This window comes from Bradyrhizobium sp. NBAIM03 (genome assembly GCF_020194055.1).
Lineage (GTDB): Bacteria > Pseudomonadota > Alphaproteobacteria > Rhizobiales > Xanthobacteraceae > Bradyrhizobium > Bradyrhizobium yuanmingense.
In genome coordinates this window covers 56585-75842 of record NZ_JADYVS010000035.1, presented here as the reverse complement: position 1 = coordinate 75842, position 19258 = coordinate 56585, and the positions used below count along the sequence as shown (strand labels likewise).

Genomic DNA, 19258 nt, shown 5'->3' with positions numbered 1-19258 from the left:
CCTCCCGGAACTGCACCCCCGCCCCCGCCGTTATGGCTCGGGCGGCCGCCCGGCCGCGTCAATGTTGCAGGCGAGATGCTCGCCTCCGCCAGCCACTTTCCGCTAAAATGCCCGAAAACCGCGCCGATGCATGAGGTCAGCCATGAGCTTCCGCCGCGACACCATCACAAAGCCGATCTTCTCATGGGCGCGCGGCGTGCTGCCGGCGATGTCCGACACCGAGCGCGAGGCGCTGGAGGCGGGGGACGTCTGGTGGGATGCCGATCTCTTCACCGGCAACCCCGACTGGTCGAAGCTGCTGAAGGTCCCGCAGGCGACGCTGACGGACGAGGAGCGGGCCTTCCTCAATGGCCCCGTCGACGAGCTCTGCGCCATGCTCGATGAGTGGAAGATCTTTTGGGAGTCGCGCGACCTGCCGCCGGACGTCTGGCACTTCGTCAAGCGCGAGAAATTCTTCGGCATGATCATTCCGAAGGAGTACGGCGGCCTCGGCTTCTCGCCCTACGCGCATTCGGAAGTGGTGCGCAAGATCTCGACCCGCTCGATCGCGGCCGCGGTCACCGTGATGGTGCCGAACTCGCTCGGCCCGGGCGAGCTCCTGATGCGCTTCGGCACCACAGAGCAGCAGCAGCGCTGGCTGCCGCGCCTCGCCGACGGCCGCGAGATTCCCTGCTTCGGCCTCACCAGCCCGGAAGCCGGCTCCGACGCCGCCTCGATGGTCGACACCGGCATCATCTGCAGGGGCGAATTCGAGGGTCGCGAGGTGGTCGGCCTCCGCCTCAACTGGCACAAGCGCTACATTACGCTCGGTCCCGTCGCGACGTTGCTCGGTCTCGCCTTCAAGGCCTATGATCCCGATCATCTCGTGGGCAGCCGGGAAGAGCTCGGCATCACCGTGGCGCTGATCCCGACGAACCTGCCCGGCGTCGAGATCGGGCAGCGTCATCTGCCCTCCATGCAGGTCTTTCAGAACGGCCCGAATTGGGGCCGGGACGTCTTCATCCCGCTCGACTACGTCATCGGCGGCAAGGAGCGGCTGGGGCAGGGCTGGAAGATGCTGATGACGGCGCTCGCCGCCGGCCGCGGCATCTCGCTGCCGTCGCTGTCGGCGGCCGGGGCCGCCTATGCCGCGCGCACCACCGGCGCCTATGCGCGCATCCGCGAGCAGTTCGGCATCTCGATCTCCAAGTTCGAAGGCGTCGAGGAGCCGCTCGCCCGCATCGTCGCGACCGCCTACCAGCTCGACGCCGCGCGCCGGCTCACCTGCGCGGCACTGAACGCCGGCATCCATCCCGCCGTCATCTCCGGCATCATGAAGCTGCACGCGACTGAGCGGATGCGCACCGCGGTCGACGACGCCATGGACATCCATGGCGGCAAGGCCGTGATCGACGGTCCGCAAAACTATCTCGGCAATCTCCACCGCGCCGTGCCGGTCGGCATCACCGTCGAAGGCGCCAACATCCTGACCCGCAATCTCATCGTGTTCGGACAAGGAGCCATCCGCGCCCATCCTTACCTGCTCGACGAGATGAACGCGCTCGCAGATACCGATCGCGAGCGCGGCCTCGGCGCGTTCGACAAGGCGTTCTGGAAGCATGTCGGCCACAGCTTCAGGACACTCTTCCGCGCCATGGGTCGCAGCTGGACCTTTGGCGCATTCGCCCCAGTGCCCGATGCGGGCGATGCCACGCCCTTCTATCGCCAGCTCTCGCGCTACTCGGCGGCTTTTGCGCTCTGCGCCGACATGGCGCTGCTGACGCTCGGCGGCGCGCTCAAGCGCAAGGAAATGCTGTCGGCCCGCTTCGGCGACATCCTGTCCGAGCTCTATCTGCTCTCGGCCGCGCTGAAGCGCTGGCAGGACGAGGGGCGGCAGAAGGAGGATTTTGCCGCGCTGGAATGGTGCATGGCGACCGGGTTCAAAACCATCGAGAACCGGCTCGCCGAAATCCTGGCCAATCTGCCGAACCGCTTCGTCGCCGGCTTCCTCAGGCTCGTGGTGCAGCCGTTCGGCGCCCGCGTGCTCGGCCCGTCCGACCGCATCGTGCACCAATGCGCTGCCATCGTGCTGGAGCCGTCGGCGGCACGCGCGCGCCTCACGCCGGATCTGGCCCATGTCGACGACGACGGCGGCTTTGCCCGGCTGGAGCGCGCGTTCAAGCTGGTCGCGGCGACGGATGCGATCGCCAGGCGCATGCGTGCTGCGCATATCCGCGATTGGAAGGAGGCGGTGACCAAGGGCGTAATCACGCAAGCCGAGGGCGAGCAACTCGCCGCTGCCCGCGAAGCCGTCACAAAAGTGATAGAGGTCGACGATTTTGCGCCGGAGGCGCTGTCGCCGATTTACAAGAAAACCGTCAATGTGCATCAGTTCTTCCAGGAACTCGGTGAGCAGAGGGCGGCGAGCTGATGGCACGACCGGTATTCATCGTCGACGGCAGCCGGACGCCGTTCCTGAAGGCGCGTTCGGGGCCAGGGCCGTTCACGCCGGTCGATCTCGCCGTGCAATGCGGCCGACCGCTGCTGGCGCGCCAGCCGTTCTCGCCCGATAGCTTCGACCAGGTCATCCTCGGCTGCGTCAACGTGATCGCGGACGAGATGAACCCGGCCCGCGTCGCCGCGCTCCGGCTCGGCATGGGCGAGGACATGGTCGCCTTCACCGTGCAGATCAATTGCGGCTCGGGCATGCAGTCGATCGACACCGCCTACCGCTATATCCGCGAAGGCCATGCCGGCATGGTTTTGGCCGGCGGCACCGAGGCGCTCAGCCACGCGCCGCTGGTCTGGCCGAATTCCGGCGTGCGCTGGTTCGCCGGCCTTGCCACCGCAAAGGGCATGGCCGCGAAGCTCGCCTCGGCGTTCAAGCTGAGGCCGCGCGATCTCAAGCCGATCATCGGCCTCGAGCGCGGCCTGACCGATCCCGTCACCGAGCTGAACATGGGCCAGACAGCCGAGGTCGTCGGCCATCTCTTCGGCATCACGCGCGCGCAGTCGGATGCCTACGCGGCCGACAGCCATCGCCGGCTCGCGCATGCGCAAAGCGCGGGTTATCTGAAGGGCGAGGTCGAAACCGCGTTTTCCCGCGACGGCAAGTTCTTCGACCACGACGATGGCGTGCGTCCGGACTCCACGGCGGAGACGCTCGCCAAGCTTCGGCCGGTGTTCGAGCGCCCGTGGGGCCAGGTTACCGCCGGCAATTCCTCCCAGATCACCGACGGTGCCTCCTGGGTGATCCTCGCCTCTGACGCTGCCGTTGCAAAGCACAAGCTGACGCCGAAAGCTGCGATCGTCGACAGCCATTGGGCCGCGCTCGACCCCAGCATCATGGGGCTCGGTCCGGTGATGTCGGTGACGCCGCTGCTGAAGCGCAACGACCTCACCCTCAAGGACGTCGAGACCTGGGAGCTGAACGAGGCCTTCGCAACGCAGGTGCTCGGCTGTCTCGCCGCCTGGAATGACGACAAGTTCTGCCGCGAAATATTGCGGCTCGACGGCGCGGCCGGCGAGATCGACCGCGAGCGGCTGAACGTCGACGGCGGCGCGATCTCGCTCGGCCATCCCGTCGGCACCTCCGGCAATCGCATCGTGCTGCATCTCGTCAACGCGATGAAGCGGCTCGGCACGCGGCGCGGAATTGCCACCGAATGCATCGGCGGCGGGCTCGGCGGCGCCATGCTGATCGAGGCGGTATGACCATGGATTCCAAGATCATGACCGTGCTCGCCGACCGCGTGCTGGAGCTCGGGCCGCGCCCTGCGCCGGATGGTCCCTACAAGCACTTCAAGCTGACGCGAGATGAAGACGGCGTCGCCTGGCTGCTGCTCGACCGCGCTGATGCCAGCGCCAACACCCTGTCCTCCGACGTGATGGAGGAGTTCGACGCCGTGCTCGCGGCGATCGAGACCGAGCGCCCCGCCGGTCTCGTCATCCGCTCGGCAAAGCCGTCCGGCTTCATTGCCGGCGCCGACGTCAATGAATTCCGCGGTGCCAACGATCCCGGCATGGTGGAGACGCGCATCCGCGCCGCGCATGCGGTGGTCGACCATCTGGAAGCCTTGAGGCTGCCGACGGTCGCGGTCATCCACGGTTTCTGTCTCGGCGGCGGGCTCGAGGTGGCGCTGGCCTGCCAGGCGCGCATCGCCATCGATGGGGCGCGTTTCGGCTTCCCGGAGGTGATGCTCGGCCTGCATCCCGGCCTTGGCGGCACCGCGCGTTTCACTGCGCTCGTCAATCCGACGCAGTCGATGGCGCTGATGCTGACCGGGCGCACCATCGATGCGCGCCGAGCCAGATCGCTCGGCCTCGTCGACACCGTGACGCAGGAGCGGCATGTCCAGGGCGCGGTGAAGGATGCGCTGTTCGGCCGTCTGAAGCGGGCCAAGCCTGGTCTGCTGATGCGTGCCGCCAATCTCGGGCCGGTGCGCGGCCTGCTGGCCAAGCGCATGCGAGCGGAGGCCGCGAAGGCCGCATCGCGCGAGCATTATCCAGCGCCCTATGCGCTGATCGATCTCTGGGAAGCACATGGCGGCAGCAAGGCCGCGATGCTGAAGGCCGAACAGGCCTCGTTTGCCAAGCTGATGGTGACGCCGACCGCGCAGAATCTGATCCGGGTCTTCTTCCTGCGCGAGCAGATGAAGAAGGCGGCAGGCGCCGGCAGCACGGTGAAGCATATCCACGTCATCGGCGCCGGCGCGATGGGCGGCGACATCGCGGCCTGGTGTGCGGGGCAGGGCGTTCGCGTGTCGCTCGCCGACATGAAGCCGGAGCCGATCGCAGGCGCGGTCAAGCGCGCGGCCGACCTCTACGGCAAGATCATCCGCAAGCCCACCGACGTGCGCGACGCGCTCGATCGCCTGATCCCCGACATGGACGGCGAGGGCGTCCGCAACGCCGACCTCATTATCGAGGCGGTGCCGGAAAAGCTGGAGCTGAAACAGAAGGTCTATGCCGGACTCGAGCCGCGGATGAAGCCCGGAGCCATCCTTGCGACGAACACGTCCAGCATTCCGCTGCAGGATCTGCGCACCACGCTGGCGCGGCCGGAGCGGCTGGTCGGCCTGCATTTCTTCAACCCGGTGTCGCGGCTGCAATTGGTCGAGGTTGTCAGCCATGACGGCAACGATGCACACGTGCTGAAAGAGGCGCTCGCCTTCGTCGGCGCGATCGACCGTCTGCCGCTTCCTGTAAAGAGCTCGCCGGGTTTCCTCGTCAACCGCGCGCTGACGCCTTACATGCTGGAAGCGATGGTGATGCTGGACGAGAAGATCGACCAGCGCCTGATCGATGAAGCGGCCGTGCAGTTCGGCATGCCGATGGGTCCGATCGAGCTGGCCGATCAGGTCGGGCTCGACATCTGCCTCGACGTCGGCGACATGCTGCGCACCAAGTTCGGCGATCTCCTGCCGCCGACGCCGGCCTGGCTGCGCGAGAAGGTCGCCAAGAGCGAGCTCGGCCGCAAGACCGGCAAGGGCTTTTACACCTGGAAGGACGGCAAGGCGGAGAAAGTAGCGTTGCCGGAGACCGGACCGCGGGTCACCGACCAGATGATCGACCGCCTGGTGTTGCCGATGTCCAATGTCTGCGTCGCGGCGCTTCGCGAGGGCATTGTCGACGATGCCGATGCCGTCGACGGCGCCATGATCTTCGGCACCGGTTATGCACCCTTCCGCGGTGGCCCGCTGAATTATGCGCGCACGCGCGGCGTGGAGAACATCGTATCCACTCTGCGCGCGCTGGCGGAACGATTCGGCGCGCGCTTCGCGCCCGATCGGGGCTGGGACAATTTCAAGTGAGAGCCATATGAGCGAACAAGCGGCCGGACCGAGCGGGGATCTCTGCATCCGCACGCTGGCGATGCCGGCCGACACCAATGCCAATGGCGACATCTTCGGCGGCTGGCTGCTCAGCCAGATGGACGTCGGCGGCGGCGTGTTCGCCTCGAAGGTCGCGCGGTCGCGCACCGTGACGGTCGCGATCGAGGCGATGAATTTTCGCAAAGCGGTCTATGTCGGCGATCTCGTCTCGGTCTACGCCAATCTCGTGCGCGTCGGGCGCACCTCGCTGACCGTGCATCTCGAGGCCTGGGCATTGCGGCGCAAGGAGTTGCATCCGTTCCTCGTCACCGACGGTCATTTCACCTACGTCTCGATCGACGACCACGGCCGTCCCCAGGCGATCCAGCGAAACGATCCGCCGATCGCGACGTAATCGCGCGCGACGCACTGTCCCATATTGCGAGGCCTTGCAGCGCCGCAGAACGCGGCACGAGCAAGTCACATCGTCGCGGCTTCGCCAAGAACCAGTCAAGAACCAGTCATAAAACGGATGAGGTCCCGGCGTACTCAATTGCGTGTCGATTCGGGGTGGAAACGCCGCAATGCCCTTGGGAACCTTTGGGCAGGAGCGCCGTTGTTTGCCCGCACTGAGGAAGCCACGGACTATGCCGGACAGCTACATCATCGAAGTCGATTCGCAGACCGCAGGTATCGTCGTTCGTTCTTCTGGAGGCTACTGCTTCTTCGCCTCATCGCACCGCTTCAACCGTCTCGAAGGCCAGCTATTCCGCAACGCCCGCGAAGCCGAGCGCGCCGCGCGCAGGCTGGTGAATGGCGAGGTGAAGGAGGCGGCGTAACTGTCATTCCGGCCCGCGAGGCGTGGTCGGAATTTTTTGCCGCCCTTGATGTTGCTGCCTTCTTCCTTCTCCCCTCATGTCCGCCGAAGCCTTGGCGAAGGCGGATGCGGGAGAAGGTGGCGCGAAGCGCCGGATAAGGGGTTGGCTCCGCGAATTCAATAGAGAGTTAGATCCGCGGATAGATACCCCTCACCCGGCTTCGCTTTGCGAAGCCACCCTCTCCCGCAAGGGGAGAGGGGAAAGACGTGATCACAACTTCGTCGCCGCCCGCGACAACAGCTTCCACTCGTCGCCTTGCTTCTGCCAGTTCATCAGGATGTGAAGGTTGGTCGATACTTTTTTCCCATCGGCCGCCATCTCCTGCTCGCCCAGCCAGTGGAAACGCACGATCGCTGCGGGGCCGACGACCTTGATGGTGGGATCCTTGTATTCGATGGACAGAAACTTCGATTTGCCGTCGGTGGCGTTGGCGATGAACGCCGCCTTGTCTTCGACCTTGCCGCTGGAATGGCTGTAGCTCAGTTCCTCCGCGCAGAGCGCGCCGAGCGCCTTGGGATCGGCCGCGATCTGGGCGAGGCGGAAGGCCTCGACCCTCTTCGCCACGGCGTCCTCGTCTGCCGAAGCGGCGAGCGCCGGCGTGGCGAACGCAAGCGCGGACACGGCGAGCGTCGAGAGAGCCAGATCCCGTCGGTTGATCGTCATCGTTTCCTCCTTTTTGATCTTGCAATCAGTGTTGCAGTCGCACGCGACTTTGTCGAGTGTCACCTGCCTCATGTGGATGCGTCATTGCGCGATCGAGGCCGTATTGATACGCCTTCCGCATCGATGCGCCGCGCATTTGGGAAAGTACGGAAATGATCGAGACCAAACACGATGGAATGGGCCGGGCGCTGTTGTTCGACATCGACGGCACGCTCGCCGACACCGATCCGTTGCACTTGAAGGCTTTCAACCAGGTGCTCGGCCCGCATGGACACGTCTTCGATCACGCACGTTTCTCCCTCGAGCTGCAGGGCTTCGCCAATGTCGCCATCGGCGATCGCTTTCTGCCCCACGAGGCGCCGGAGCGGCGCGCCCTCATCCTCGAAGAGAAGGAGGAGGTCTTCCGCACGCTGGTGGCCGGGCAGATCGCGCCGCTGCCGGGCCTGATGGCGCTGCTCGACCGCGCCGATGGCGCCGGCATTCCCATGGTTGCGGTGACCAACGCGCCGCGTCTCAACGCCGAGCTGCTGCTCTCAGGACTCGGCATCACGCATCGTTTCAAGGCGCTGGTGATCGGCGCCGAGCTGCCGCACGGCAAGCCGCATCCGCTGCCCTATCAGGAGGGGCTGCGTTTCGTCGGCGCGAGCCCGCGAGCCTCGATCGCATTCGAGGACTCCCGCACCGGCGTGCAGTCCGCAACGGCCGCCGGCATTCCGACTGTCGGCATCCGCACCAGCCTCAGCCATGCTGACCTGGTTGGAGCAGGCGCGGTCGCCTCCGCCAGCGCGTTCGACGACCCGACGCTGCTCGCACGTCTTGCAAGTGCCATGGCATGGTGAGAAATGGCGGGGTGAGGACCTTCATCCGTCAACCGTGATCGGCGTCCGCATTGACCGCAGGCGCGAACCGCCGCACCATGCATCATTCTGATTTGAGGCCTTTGCCGTGACCGGATTGACCCATCGCCAAGCCGAAATCCTCAACATCGCGCGCGCCTCCGGCCGCGTCATGGTCGAGGAGCTGGCGCGCCGCTTCGAGGTGTCGGCGCAGACCATCCGCAAGGATCTCAACGATCTCTGTGAGCGGCGTTCGCTGACCCGCATCCATGGCGGCGCCATCATCGCCTCGGGCGTGGAAAACCTCGCCTATGAGGCGCGCCGCTTCGTCGCCGCCGACGAGAAGAAGGCGATTGGCGCTGCCGCCGCCTCGCTGATCCCGAACGGCTGCTCGCTCTTCATCAACATCGGCACCACGACGGAGGAGGTGGCGAGCGCGCTGACCTCGCATGAGGATCTGCTCGTCATCACCAACAACCTCAATGTCGCCATGCTGCTCTACCGCCATCCGCGCATCGAGGTGGTGGTCGCCGGCGGCACGGTGCGGCGCGCCGATGGCGCCGTGGTCGGCTCGACCGCGACGCAGCTGATCGGACAGTTCAAGGTCGACTATGCCATCATCGGCGCCTCGGCGATCGACGAGGAGGGCGCGCTGCTCGACTTCGACTACCGCGAGGTGCAGGTGGCGCAGGCCATCATCGCCAATGCCCGCAGCGTCATGCTGGTCGCCGATTCCACAAAACTTCGCCGCAGCGCGCCGGTGCGCATCGCCCACATCACCCAGATCCAGACCTTCGTCACCGACCAGGAGCTGCCCGAGCGCCTCGCCACCATCTGCCACAGCAAGGGCATCGAGGTGGTCGAGGCGATGCCGAAGGGCGCGGAGGTCGACGATGCGTCGGCCGAGGTGCAGGATGCCGCACCGGAAGCCGCACCAGTGGTGCGGCTGAGATAGAGGCTAAGCGTCGTCCCAGGGGTTGAGCAGCGGAACGCCGAAGGCCGCAAAATCCTTCACGTTGCGTGTGACGAGTGTGAGATCGTTGACCAGCGCAGTCGCCGCAAAGAAGCCGTCCATGACGGACAATGCGACGCCGCTCTTGCGGCTCTGCGCCATGAGGTCACCCGAACGCTCGGCCACTGTTTGGTCGATCGGCAGGACGCGCTCGGCAAACCGCGCAGGCAAATCGTGGGCAAGCCAGACGGCCAGCGCGGTGCGTCGGCGACCATCCTCAAGCAATGCGATGCCACGGCGAAGCTCGGCGATCGAGGCGACGCTGATGAACGCACGGTCCTCATCGATCCTATCCAGCCATGCCACAACTTTTGGCGAAGGCGCGGGCCGCTGAACTTCCGAAAGCACGTTGGTATCCAGCAAAAGGTTCATGGCACTTCGTCGCGTGGCGTGTCGTGCAGCCGGTCGAGTTCAAGGTCAACGCCGCGTAATGGCGAGGCCAGCAGGAATTCGGCCAGGGTGCCCTTGCGCGCTGTCTTGCGCGCCCATTCCTCGACGGAAACGATGACGGCATTCGGCTTGCCGTGACGGGTGATGACCTGCGGGCCAGCCTGGGCGCGATCGATCACCTCGGACAGTCGCGCCTTGGCATTGGCCAACGTCCAGCTGTCATTCGTTGGAAGCGGGTCGGGTTCAACGTTACGATTGACCATAGGGATAAACCATTTTGACTAGTATGACTATAATCGCTCGACGCTGACCAATCAAGGTGCTGGTGCCTCCCAAATCGCCGTGGCGCTGCCCAACATGAACTCCTCTTGCTCACCAAGAAACTTCCGCTTTCGCTTCCTTTCGCCTCTCTTTCATCTTGCTTTCGTTTTTCGGTATGATCTAATCAAAAGCGAAAGTAGCCGCTCGATGGAACGGGCGGTCGCCGGGGGATGCGTCTGTTGGAGCGTATTTTCGATCTCGCCATCATCGGAGGCGGTGTTAACGGCTGCGGCATCGCGCGCGACGCGGTGGGCCGCGGCAATACCGTTTTCCTGTGCGAAATGAACGATCTGGCGAGCGGGACATCGTCGTGGTCGACCAAGCTCGTGCATGGCGGCCTGCGCTATCTCGAATATTACGAGTTTCGGCTGGTCCGCGAGGCCCTGATCGAGCGCGAGATCCTCTGGGGCATAGCGCCCCACATCATCCGGCCCCTGCGATTCGTTCTGCCGCATCACGCCGGCCTGCGCCCGGCCTGGCTGCTGCGCCTCGGCCTCTTCCTCTATGATCACATCGGCGGCCGTCACCTGTTGCCGGCGACCCGCTCGGTCGATCTCAAGCGCGATGAGGTCGGCAAGCCGCTGATCCCGAACCGCTACAGCCGCGCCTTCGAATATTCGGACTGTTTCGTCGACGACGCCCGCCTCGTCGTGCTCAATGCGCGCGATGCCGCCGACAAGGGCGCCGAGATCCGCACCCGAACCCGCGCCACCGAGATTCGCCAGTCGGACGGCGTCTGGACCGTCAGCATGGTCGATACGCTGACCGGCGCGCGCTCGCAGATCCAGGCCAAGGCGCTGATCAATGCTGGCGGACCCTGGGTCGAGGACGTGCTCGGCCGCGGCGCCGGCGTGAATGCGAAAGCCAAGGTGCGCCTGGTGCAGGGCTCGCACATCGTCGTGAAGAAGCTCTACGACCACGACCGCGCCTACATGTTCCAGAATGCCGATGGCCGCATCATCTTCGTGATCCCGTACCAGGATGACTTCACCCTGATCGGCACCACCGACCGCGACTATGACGGCGATCCTGCCAAGGTGAAGGCGACGACTGAAGAGATCGAGTATCTCTGCAAGGCGGCCAGCGAATATCTGGCCAAGCCCGTCGCGCCCGCCGACGTGGTCTGGACCTATTCCGGCGTGCGTCCGCTCTATGACGACGGCGCCAGCGAGGCCAAGGCCGCGACGCGCGACTACGTGTTCGAGCTCGACACGCCCGGCGGCGTGCCGCTGCTGTCGATCTATGGCGGCAAGATCACGACCTATCGCAGGCTCGCCGAAGAGGCCCTGGAGCGCCTTGCGCCTTACTTGCGCAGTGCGAAAGCGCGCGAGGGCTGGACCGGCAAATGGCCGCTGCCGGGCGGTGACATGAACGTATCCGACATCGACGGCCTGATCGCCGAGCTGCAGCGCGGCTATCCCTTCCTCAGCCATGAGCATGCGCGGCGCCTGGCGCGCGCCTATGGCACCCGTGCCATCAAGCTGCTCGGCGATGCAAAATCGGCTGCGGATCTCGGCCAGGCCTTTGGCGCCACGCTGACCGAGCGCGAGGTCCGCTATCTCATGGCCAACGAATGGGCCGTCACCGCCGACGACGTGGTCTGGCGCCGTTCCAAGCTCGGCCTGCGACTATCTGCCGACGAGATCGCGACCCTCGACGACTGGATCAGGAGCCATGCCGTGGCGCAAAGTCCCCTGCTGGAAACGGGAGGACGCTCATGACCGTGACACTCGATCACGTGACCCGGACCGTGGAAGGCGTGCCGCACATCCGTGACGTCTCGCTGACGCTCGAGAGCGGTACGCTCAACGTGCTGCTCGGGCCGACGCTGTCAGGCAAGACCTCGATCATGCGGTTGCTCGCCGGCCTCGACAAGCCGACCACGGGCAAGGTGTTCGTCAACGGCAAGGACGTCACCGGCGCCGACGTGCGCCAGCGCTCGGTCGCGATGGTGTACCAGCAGTTCATCAACTACCCCTCGCTCACGGTCTACGAGAACATCGCCTCGCCCCTGCGCGTGCAGGGCAAGCCGCGCGACGAGATCGAGGCGCGCGTCGCCGAGGCCGCAAAGCTGCTGCGGCTCGAGCCGTTCCTGAAGCGCACGCCGCTCCAGCTCTCCGGCGGCCAGCAGCAGCGCACCGCGATCGCACGCGCGCTGGTCAAGGGCGCCGACCTCGTGCTGCTCGACGAGCCGCTCGCCAATCTCGACTACAAGCTGCGCGAGGAGCTGCGGGCGGAGCTGCCGCGCATCTTCGAGGCCTCCGGCGCGATCTTCGTCTATGCCACAACCGAGCCGACCGAGGCGCTGCTGCTCGGCGGCAACACGGTGTGCATGTGGGAGGGCCAGGCGCTGCAGATGGGTGAGACCACCAATGTCTATCGCCGGCCGCAGACCTTGCGCGTTGCGCAGGTGTTTTCGGATCCGCCGCTGAATCTCGTGGGCCTCGAGAAGGGGAACGGCATGGTCCAATATGCGGGCGGGAGTGCAGCGCCCGCGTCCGGGCTTTATGCCGGTCTGCCCGACGGCTTCTATCGCGTCGGCTTTCGTGCCCATCAGCTCGGGCTTGCCAATGGCGAGGCCGACCGTCACGCCTTCCACGCCACTGTCACGGTGACCGAGATCACGGGTTCGGAGAGCTTCGTGCATCTGACCCGCGACGGATCGAACTGGGTGGCGGTGCTGCACGGCGTGCACGAGTTCGAGCCGGGCCAGATGCTCGATGCCGTGCTCGATCCCAATGATGTCTTCGTCTTCGATGCTGCCGACCGTCTGGTCGCGGCACCGGGCTCCATAGCGTTTTCAAGCGAAGTGCCTAGCGGCTCGCGTGAAGAAAACGCGTCAAAGAAAAAAGCTTGAGGGAGATGCGCCATGGCCCGCATTGACCTCGTCGATCTCGCCCATTCCTACGGCGGCAACGATGCGCCGCAGGAGAGCTTTGCGCTCAAGCCTGTCACCATGACCTGGCGGCAGGGCGGCGCCTATGCGCTGCTCGGCCCCTCCGGCTGCGGCAAGACCACGCTTCTGAACGTCATCTCCGGCATCATCACGCCGTCGCGGGGGAAGATCCTGTTCGACGGCAAGGACATCACACCGCTGTCAACCCAGAAGCGCAACATCGCGCAGGTGTTCCAGTTTCCGGTGATCTACGACACCATGACGGTGGGGGAGAATCTGGCGTTTCCGCTGAAGAATCGCGGCGTACCGAAGGCCGACATTGACAGGCGCGTCGCCGAGATCGGTCGCCTGCTCGATCTCGAGCCCTATCTGAACCGCAAGGCCACGCGCCTGACCGCCGACGCCAAGCAGAAGATCTCGCTCGGCCGCGGTCTCGTGCGCAACGACGTTGCCGCCGTGCTGTTCGACGAGCCGCTGACGGTGATCGATCCCGAGCTGAAATGGCAGCTCCGCTCCAAGCTGAAGGCGCTGCATCGCGAGCTCGACCTCACGATGATCTATGTCACCCATGACCAGACCGAGGCGCTGACCTTCGCCGACACCGTCGTGGTCATGCATGACGGTCGCGTCGTGCAGAGCGGCACGCCGGCCGAGCTGTTCGACAAGCCGGCGCATACTTTCGTCGGTTATTTCATCGGTTCGCCCGGCATGAACATCCTGCCGGCCGAGGTGAGGGGGCGCGAGGCCAGGATCGACGGCCACGTCATCGCGCTGAACCGCAGCTACGACAATCTGCCTGCCGGGGCGAAGATCGAGATCGGCGTTCGTCCCGAATTCGTCGAGGTGGTCGCGCCCGCACCTGGCCTGCTCACCGCCAGGATCGATCGCATCGACGACCTCGGCCGCATCCGCTTCGCGCGCGTGCGCGTCGGCGATGCCAAGCTCGCGGCGCGCGCTCCTGGCGGCTTCACCAGCGCGGACGGTACCGCCGGGCTGAAATTCGATCCGTCGCACGTCCACGTCTATGCCGACAGCCTTCTGGTGGAGGGAGCCGCCTGATGGACAAGACCGTCAACCAAAAAGCCTGGTTCCTGGTGCTGCCGGTGTTCCTGGTCGTCGCCTTCTCGGCGGTGCTGCCGCTGATGACGGTGGTGAACTATTCGATGCAGGACACCTTCGGCAACAACCAGTTCTTCTGGAACGGCGTGGGCTGGTTCAAGGAGCTGCTCGATCCCTCCACCGACCTCGGCGGCCGCTTCCTCGCCTCGCTCGGCCGCAACCTGTTCTTCTCGCTCGTCATCCTGGCCATCGAGGTGCCGCTCGGCATCGTCGTCGCGTTGTCGATGCCGCGCGAGGGCTGGACCGTCGCAGCCTGCCTCGTCATTCTCGCGCTGCCGCTGCTGATCCCCTGGAACGTGGTCGGCACCATCTGGCAGATCTTCGGGCGTCCCGACATCGGCCTGCTCGGCTACGTCCTCAATGCCATGGGCTTCGATTACAATTACGTCTCCAACGACGTCGATGCCTGGTTCACGGTCATCGTGATGGACGTCTGGCACTGGACCAGCCTCGTCGCGCTGCTGTGCTATGCCGGCCTGAAGTCGATTCCCGAAGCCTATTACCAGGCCGCGCAGATCGACGGCGCCTCGCGCTGGGCCGTGTTCAAGGCGATCCAGCTGCCGAAGATGAACCGCGTGCTCTTGATCGCGGTGCTGCTGCGCTTCATGGACAGCTTCATGATCTACACCGAGCCGTTCGTCGTCACCGGTGGCGGGCCCGGCAATTCCACCACCTTCGTGTCGATCGAGCTGGTCAAGATTGCGCTCGGCCAGTTCGACCTCGGCAAGGCCGCGGCGCTGTCGCTGGTCTACAACCTCATCATCCTGATCGTCTGCTGGATCTTCTACACCGTCATGACCAATGCCGGTGTCGAACGCAAAGTCCAGGCTTCGAGCGAGCCGGCGGCGGAGCCCAAGCCCGCGGCCGCGCTCAAGCCCGTGCCCGCACTCGAGCCAAGGGAAGGAGTGGCCTGATGCATTCGATCCCCGGCCGTCGCCTCATCATGGGGCTGTTCCTGATCTTCCTGCTGCTGCCGATCTACTGGCTCGTCAACATGAGCTTCAAGACCAACAGCGAGATCGTCTCGACGATGACGCTGTGGCCGCACACTCCGACGCTGCAGCACTACAAGCGCATCTTCACCGACGAGAGCTGGTATTCGGGCTACATCAATTCGCTCGAATACGTCGTCCTCAACACCATCATCTCGATCGCCGTGGCGCTGCCGGCGGCTTACGCCTTCTCCCGCTACCGTTTCCTCGGTGACAAGCATTTATTCTTCTGGCTGTTGTCGAACCGCATGGCGCCGGCGGCGGTCTATGCGCTGCCGTTCTTCAATCTCTATTCGGCGATCGGCCTGTTCGACACCCCCTGGGCCGTCGCGCTCGCGCACTGCATCTTCAACGTGCCGCTCGCGGTGTGGATCCTCGAAGGCTTCGTCTCCGGCGTGCCGCGCGAGATCGACGAGACCGCGTTCCTCGACGGCTATTCCTTCCCGCGCTTCTTCATCAAGATCCTGGTGCCGCTGATCGCGAGCGGCATCGGCGTCGCCGCCTTCTTCTGCTTCATGTTCTCCTGGGTCGAGCTCTTGCTCGCGCGCACGCTGACGTCGGTGCATGCCAAGCCGATCGCAGCGATCATGACGCGTACGGTGTCGGCGGCCGGCATGGATTGGGGCCTGCTCGCCGCCGCCGGGGTGCTCACCATTATTCCGGGCGCGCTGGTGATCTGGTTCGTCCGCAACTACATCGCGCGCGGTTTCGCGCTCGGCCGCGTCTGAGGAGGCATCAATGGAATCCATCGCATGGATGGCCTGGACGCTGCCGACCGCGATCTTCTTCGCCGCGCTCGCCTGCACGCTTCTCGTGATGACCTGGCTCGCCGCGGTCTATCCCGAGGCCGAGCGTGTCGGCGTGCTGCGCATCCCGACCACGCGCGGCGATCGACTGTTCATCTCGCTGATCGCGGCCGCCGTCATCCACCTCGCCTGGATCGGCCTCGTCGGCACCGACGCGATCGCTACGCTGCCTATCGGCGAGGAGGGGTTTGAAATCTCGAGCCTGTGGCTCGCATCAGGAATTTCGCTGGTCACGGCCGCGCTCATTTTCCGCACGGTCTGAAGCTTGCGAAGGGACGGCCAGATCCGGGACCAACCCGGGCCTGTATAAAAGTTTGTCGCTGCAACGGAGGAACAACATGCGACAGTTTAGGAGAAGGAAAGGTCCATTGACCAAGAATAGTTTTCTGACCATGTCCAGCGCCGCTGCGATCATCGCGGTGTCGTTCGCCGTCTCGGCGCCGGTTCGCGCCGCCGACGAGGCCGTGATCCAGAAATGGATCGCGGAATTCACGCCTTCGACGTTGTCGAAGGAGGACCAGAAGAAGGAGCTGGAGTGGTTCGCCAAGGCCGCCGAGCCGTTCAAGGGCATGGAGATCAACGTCGTCTCCGAGACGATCACGACTCATGAATACGAGGCGCAGACGCTCGCCAAGGCATTCTCCGAGCTCACCGGCATCAAGCTCAAGCACGATCTCATCCAGGAAGGTGACGTCGTCGAGAAGTTGCAGACCCAGATGCAGTCGGGCAAGAACGTCTATGACGGCTGGATCAACGACTCCGACCTGATCGGCACGCATTTCCGCTACGGCCAGACCATTGCGCTGTCGGACTACATGACCGGCGAGGGCAAGGACGTCACCAACCCCATGCTCGACGTCAACGACTTCATCGGCAAGTCGTTCGGCACCGGGCCGGACGGCAAGCTCTATCAGCTGCCCGACCAGCAGTTCGCGAACCTCTACTGGTTCCGCTACGACTGGTTCACCAATGCCGACTACAAGGCCAAGTTCAAGGCCAAGTATGGCTACGAGCTCGGCGTGCCCGTGAACTGGTCGGCTTATGAAGACATCGCCGAGTTCTTCACCAACGACATCAAGGAGATCAACGGCGTCAAGGTCTACGGCCATATGGACTATGGCAAGAAGGACCCCTCGCTCGGATGGCGCTTCACCGACGCTTGGCTGTCGATGGCCGGCAACGGTGACAAGGGCATTCCGAACGGTCTGCCGGTCGACGAATGGGGCATCCGGATGGAGGGCTGCCGCCCGGTCGGCTCTTCGGTGGAGCGTGGCGGCGACACCAATGGTCCGGCCGCAGTCTACTCGATCACGAAGTATCTCGACTGGATGAAGAAGTACGCCCCGCCGCAGGCGCAGGGCATGACCTTCTCCGAGTCCGGCCCCGTGCCGTCGCAGGGCAACATCGCCCAGCAGATGTTCTGGTACACCGCCTTCACTGCCGACATGGTGAAGCCGGGTCTGCCGGTGGTGAATGCGGACGGTACGCCGAAGTGGCGTATGGCTCCGTCGCCGCACGGCTCCTATTGGAAGGAAGGCATGAAGCTCGGCTACCAGGACGCTGGCTCCGCCACGCTGCTGAAGTCGACTCCGCCGGATCGCCGCAAGGCAGCCTGGCTCTATCTCCAGTTCATCGTCTCCAAGTCGGTGAGCCTGAAGAAGAGCCATGTCGGTCTCACCTTCATCCGTGAATCCGACATCTGGGACAAGTCGTTCACCGAGCGTGCGCCGAAGCTCGGCGGCCTGATCGAGTTCTACCGCTCGCCCGCGCGCGTGCAGTGGACCCCGACCGGCAACAACGTGCCCGACTATCCGAAGCTCGCGCAGCTGTGGTGGCAGAACATCGGCGATGCGTCGTCCGGTGCGAAGACGCCGCAGCAGGCGATGGATGCTCTCGCGGCGGCCCAGGACTCCGTGCTGGAGCGTCTGGAGAAGTCCGGCGTGCAGGGCGCCTGCGGTCCGAAGCTGCACAAGAAGGAGTCGGCCGAGTACTGGTTCGCCAAGGCTCAGAAGGACGGCACCATCGCGCCCCAGCGCAAGCTCGCCAACGAGAAGCCGAAGGGCGAGACAGTGGACTACGACACCCTGATCAAGTCGTGGCCCGCCACTCCGCCCAAGCGCGCGGAAGTGAAGTAAGCGGCGCTTAGAGCGATATCAAACACGAAAGGCCGGGAGCGATCCCGGCCTTTTTGTTTTGTCGTTGTGGTGCGAGGGTTTTTCACACCCTCGGTGTCATTGCCCGCCTAGTGCGCAATTGCGCACAGGGGCGGGCAATCCATTATTCCAGAGACGGTCGTGGTTGAACCGAGAAGCCGCGGCGTACTGGATGCCCCGCCTTCGCGGGGCATGACCAGCGTCATGTGTGGAGAAGAACCTACTCCGCCGGCTCGGCCGCCAGCGTCGGGTAATCCGTGTAGCCCTTCGCACCACCGCCGTAGAAGGTGTTCTTGTCCCAGTCGTTCAGCGCCGCACCCGCCTTCAAGCGTTCGACCAGGTCGGGGTTGGAGATGAACGGCTTGCCGAAGGCGATGAGGTCGGCGGCGTTCGCCTCCAGCACTTTGCTGGCGAGGTCGAAATCGTAGCCATTGTTGGCGACGTAGGCGCCCGAGAAGCGGTTGCGCAACGATGCATAGTCGAACGGCGCGATGTCGCGCGGCCCGCCGGTGGCGCCCTCGACCACGTGGAGATAGACCAGCTTCAACGCGCTGAGGCCGTCGACGATGTGATCGTACAGGGCCTGCGGGTTGGAATCCGAGATGTCGTTGGCCGGCGTCACCGGCGAGATGCGGATGCCGGTGCGCCCGGCGCCGGCCTCGGCGACGACGGCCTTGGAGACCTCCAGCATCAGCTTCGCGCGGTTCTCGATCGAGCCGCCATAGGCATCAGTGCGCTTGTTGGCGCCGTCCTTGGCGAACTGCTCGAGCAGATAGCCGTTGGCGCCGTGGATCTCGACGCCGTCGAAGCCGGCTTCCAGCGCGTTCTTCGTGGCGCGCTTGAAGTCGTCGATGATCCCGGGAATCTCGGAGAGCTCGAGGGCGCGCGGCTCGGAGACGTCGGCGAAGCCGCCGTTGACGAAGGTCTTGCCCTTGGCTCGGATCGCGCTCGGTGCCACCGGGGCTGCGCCATTCGCCTGCAGATCGACATGCGAGATGCGGCCGACATGCCAGAGCTGGATGAAGATCTTGCCGCCGCGTTCATGCACCTTGTCGGTGACCTTGCGCCAGCCGGCGACCTGCTCCTTGCTATAGATGCCGGGCGTGTCCTGGTAGCCCTGACCTTGTTGCGAGACCTGGCTCGCCTCGGTGATCAGCAGGCCCGCGGATGCACGCTGGGCGTAATATTCGGCGGCGAGCGGACCGGGCACGAAGGTGCCGGGTACGGCACGGTTGCGCGTCAGCGGCGCCATGACCAGACGGTTGGCCAGCGTGATCGGGCCGAGCTTGTAGGTCTCAAACAATTTGGTCGAACGGCTCATGGGAATGCTTCCGGGCGGTGAGAGGTCTCGAACAATTGTGCATCGCGACATCGGGCGCAAGGGATGAGCCATACGCAAA

At 64.8% G+C, this 19258-nt stretch carries 18 protein-coding genes; 14 read left to right on the top strand and 4 right to left on the bottom strand.

Going from position 1 to position 19258, the window contains the following annotated elements:
* Nucleotides 1–142: 142 nt before the first annotated feature.
* From I6F21_RS33850 to I6F21_RS33830, 5 genes are all read left to right on the top strand, one after another.
* Entirely contained in the window at nt 143–2410 is a 2268-nt protein-coding gene (locus I6F21_RS33850) for an acyl-CoA dehydrogenase (protein WP_225143364.1), read from the top strand.
* Nucleotides 2410–3693, top strand: a complete 1284-nt coding sequence (locus I6F21_RS33845; protein WP_225143363.1) for an acetyl-CoA C-acetyltransferase — start codon at nt 2410–2412, stop codon at nt 3691–3693. The genes I6F21_RS33850 and I6F21_RS33845 overlap by 1 nt, the downstream gene beginning before the upstream one ends.
* A gap of 2 nt (nt 3694–3695) precedes the next feature.
* Nucleotides 3696–5792 (top strand): 3-hydroxyacyl-CoA dehydrogenase NAD-binding domain-containing protein, encoded by a 2097-nt coding sequence (locus tag I6F21_RS33840; protein WP_225143361.1) that lies wholly within the window; start codon nt 3696–3698, stop codon nt 5790–5792.
* Between the two features lie 7 nt (nt 5793–5799).
* Nucleotides 5800–6207, top strand: coding sequence for an acyl-CoA thioesterase (locus tag I6F21_RS33835; protein WP_036013863.1), 408 nt, complete (start codon nt 5800–5802; stop codon nt 6205–6207).
* A 232-nt stretch (nt 6208–6439) separates the two neighbouring features.
* Entirely contained in the window at nt 6440–6631 is a 192-nt protein-coding gene (locus I6F21_RS33830) for a hypothetical protein (RefSeq protein WP_128924065.1), read from the top strand.
* 249 nt (nt 6632–6880) lie between these two features.
* Here the strand turns inward: I6F21_RS33830 and I6F21_RS33825 are convergent, their stop codons facing one another.
* Entirely contained in the window at nt 6881–7333 is a 453-nt protein-coding gene (locus I6F21_RS33825) for a nuclear transport factor 2 family protein (RefSeq protein ID WP_036013866.1), read from the bottom strand.
* Between the two features lie 152 nt (nt 7334–7485).
* Between I6F21_RS33825 and I6F21_RS33820 the strand changes: the two genes are divergently transcribed.
* Together I6F21_RS33820 and I6F21_RS33815 are read left to right on the top strand one after the other, a co-directional pair.
* Nucleotides 7486–8172: an HAD-IA family hydrolase gene (locus I6F21_RS33820; RefSeq protein WP_109145018.1), complete on the top strand. Its 687-nt coding sequence runs from the start codon at nt 7486–7488 to the stop codon at nt 8170–8172.
* Nucleotides 8173–8278: 106 nt separating this feature from the next.
* Complete coding sequence (locus I6F21_RS33815) at nt 8279–9124, top strand: DeoR/GlpR family DNA-binding transcription regulator (protein ID WP_036013860.1); 846 nt, start codon at nt 8279–8281, stop codon at nt 9122–9124.
* A gap of 3 nt (nt 9125–9127) precedes the next feature.
* Here I6F21_RS33815 and I6F21_RS33810 read toward each other — a convergent pair whose 3' ends face one another.
* Nucleotides 9128–9553 carry a type II toxin-antitoxin system VapC family toxin gene (locus tag I6F21_RS33810; RefSeq protein ID WP_225127868.1) on the bottom strand — a complete coding sequence of 142 codons (426 nt, stop codon included), beginning with the start codon at nt 9551–9553 and terminating at the stop codon, nt 9128–9130.
* Nucleotides 9550–9834: a type II toxin-antitoxin system Phd/YefM family antitoxin gene (locus I6F21_RS33805; RefSeq protein WP_225127867.1), complete on the bottom strand. Its 285-nt coding sequence runs from the start codon at nt 9832–9834 to the stop codon at nt 9550–9552. Before I6F21_RS33805 ends, I6F21_RS33810 begins: the two co-directional genes overlap by 4 nt.
* A gap of 228 nt (nt 9835–10062) precedes the next feature.
* Here I6F21_RS33805 and glpD point away from each other — a divergent pair, with 228 nt between their 5' ends.
* The 7 genes from glpD to I6F21_RS33770 all read left to right on the top strand — a co-directional run bounded on the left by glpD (nt 10063) and on the right by I6F21_RS33770 (nt 17840).
* Nucleotides 10063–11613: a glycerol-3-phosphate dehydrogenase gene (gene glpD / locus I6F21_RS33800; RefSeq protein WP_128262995.1), complete on the top strand. Its 1551-nt coding sequence runs from the start codon at nt 10063–10065 to the stop codon at nt 11611–11613.
* A complete protein-coding gene (locus I6F21_RS33795; protein ID WP_074448120.1) occupies nt 11610–12749 on the top strand; it encodes an ABC transporter ATP-binding protein in 1140 nt (379 codons plus the stop codon). Before glpD ends, I6F21_RS33795 begins: the two co-directional genes overlap by 4 nt.
* Nucleotides 12750–12761: 12 nt before the next feature.
* Nucleotides 12762–13847, top strand: coding sequence for an ABC transporter ATP-binding protein (locus I6F21_RS33790; protein ID WP_225143206.1), 1086 nt, complete (start codon nt 12762–12764; stop codon nt 13845–13847).
* Complete coding sequence (locus tag I6F21_RS33785; RefSeq protein ID WP_036024799.1) at nt 13847–14821, top strand: sugar ABC transporter permease; 975 nt, start codon at nt 13847–13849, stop codon at nt 14819–14821. Before I6F21_RS33790 ends, I6F21_RS33785 begins: the two co-directional genes overlap by 1 nt.
* Complete coding sequence (locus I6F21_RS33780; protein ID WP_036013847.1) at nt 14821–15627, top strand: carbohydrate ABC transporter permease; 807 nt, start codon at nt 14821–14823, stop codon at nt 15625–15627. The genes I6F21_RS33785 and I6F21_RS33780 overlap by 1 nt, the downstream gene beginning before the upstream one ends.
* A 10-nt stretch (nt 15628–15637) precedes the next feature.
* On the top strand, nt 15638–15967 hold the full coding sequence (locus I6F21_RS33775) for a DUF2160 domain-containing protein (RefSeq protein ID WP_036013844.1): 330 nt from the start codon (nt 15638–15640) through the stop codon (nt 15965–15967).
* Nucleotides 15968–16097: 130 nt separating this feature from the next.
* Nucleotides 16098–17840: an ABC transporter substrate-binding protein gene (locus I6F21_RS33770; protein WP_036013842.1), complete on the top strand. Its 1743-nt coding sequence runs from the start codon at nt 16098–16100 to the stop codon at nt 17838–17840.
* Nucleotides 17841–18078: 238 nt separating this feature from the next.
* On the opposite strand, the gene I6F21_RS33765 is transcribed toward I6F21_RS33770, so the two are convergent.
* Complete coding sequence (locus I6F21_RS33765; protein ID WP_225143359.1) at nt 18079–19179, bottom strand: alkene reductase; 1101 nt, start codon at nt 19177–19179, stop codon at nt 18079–18081.
* Nucleotides 19180–19258: the final 79 nt, after the last annotated feature.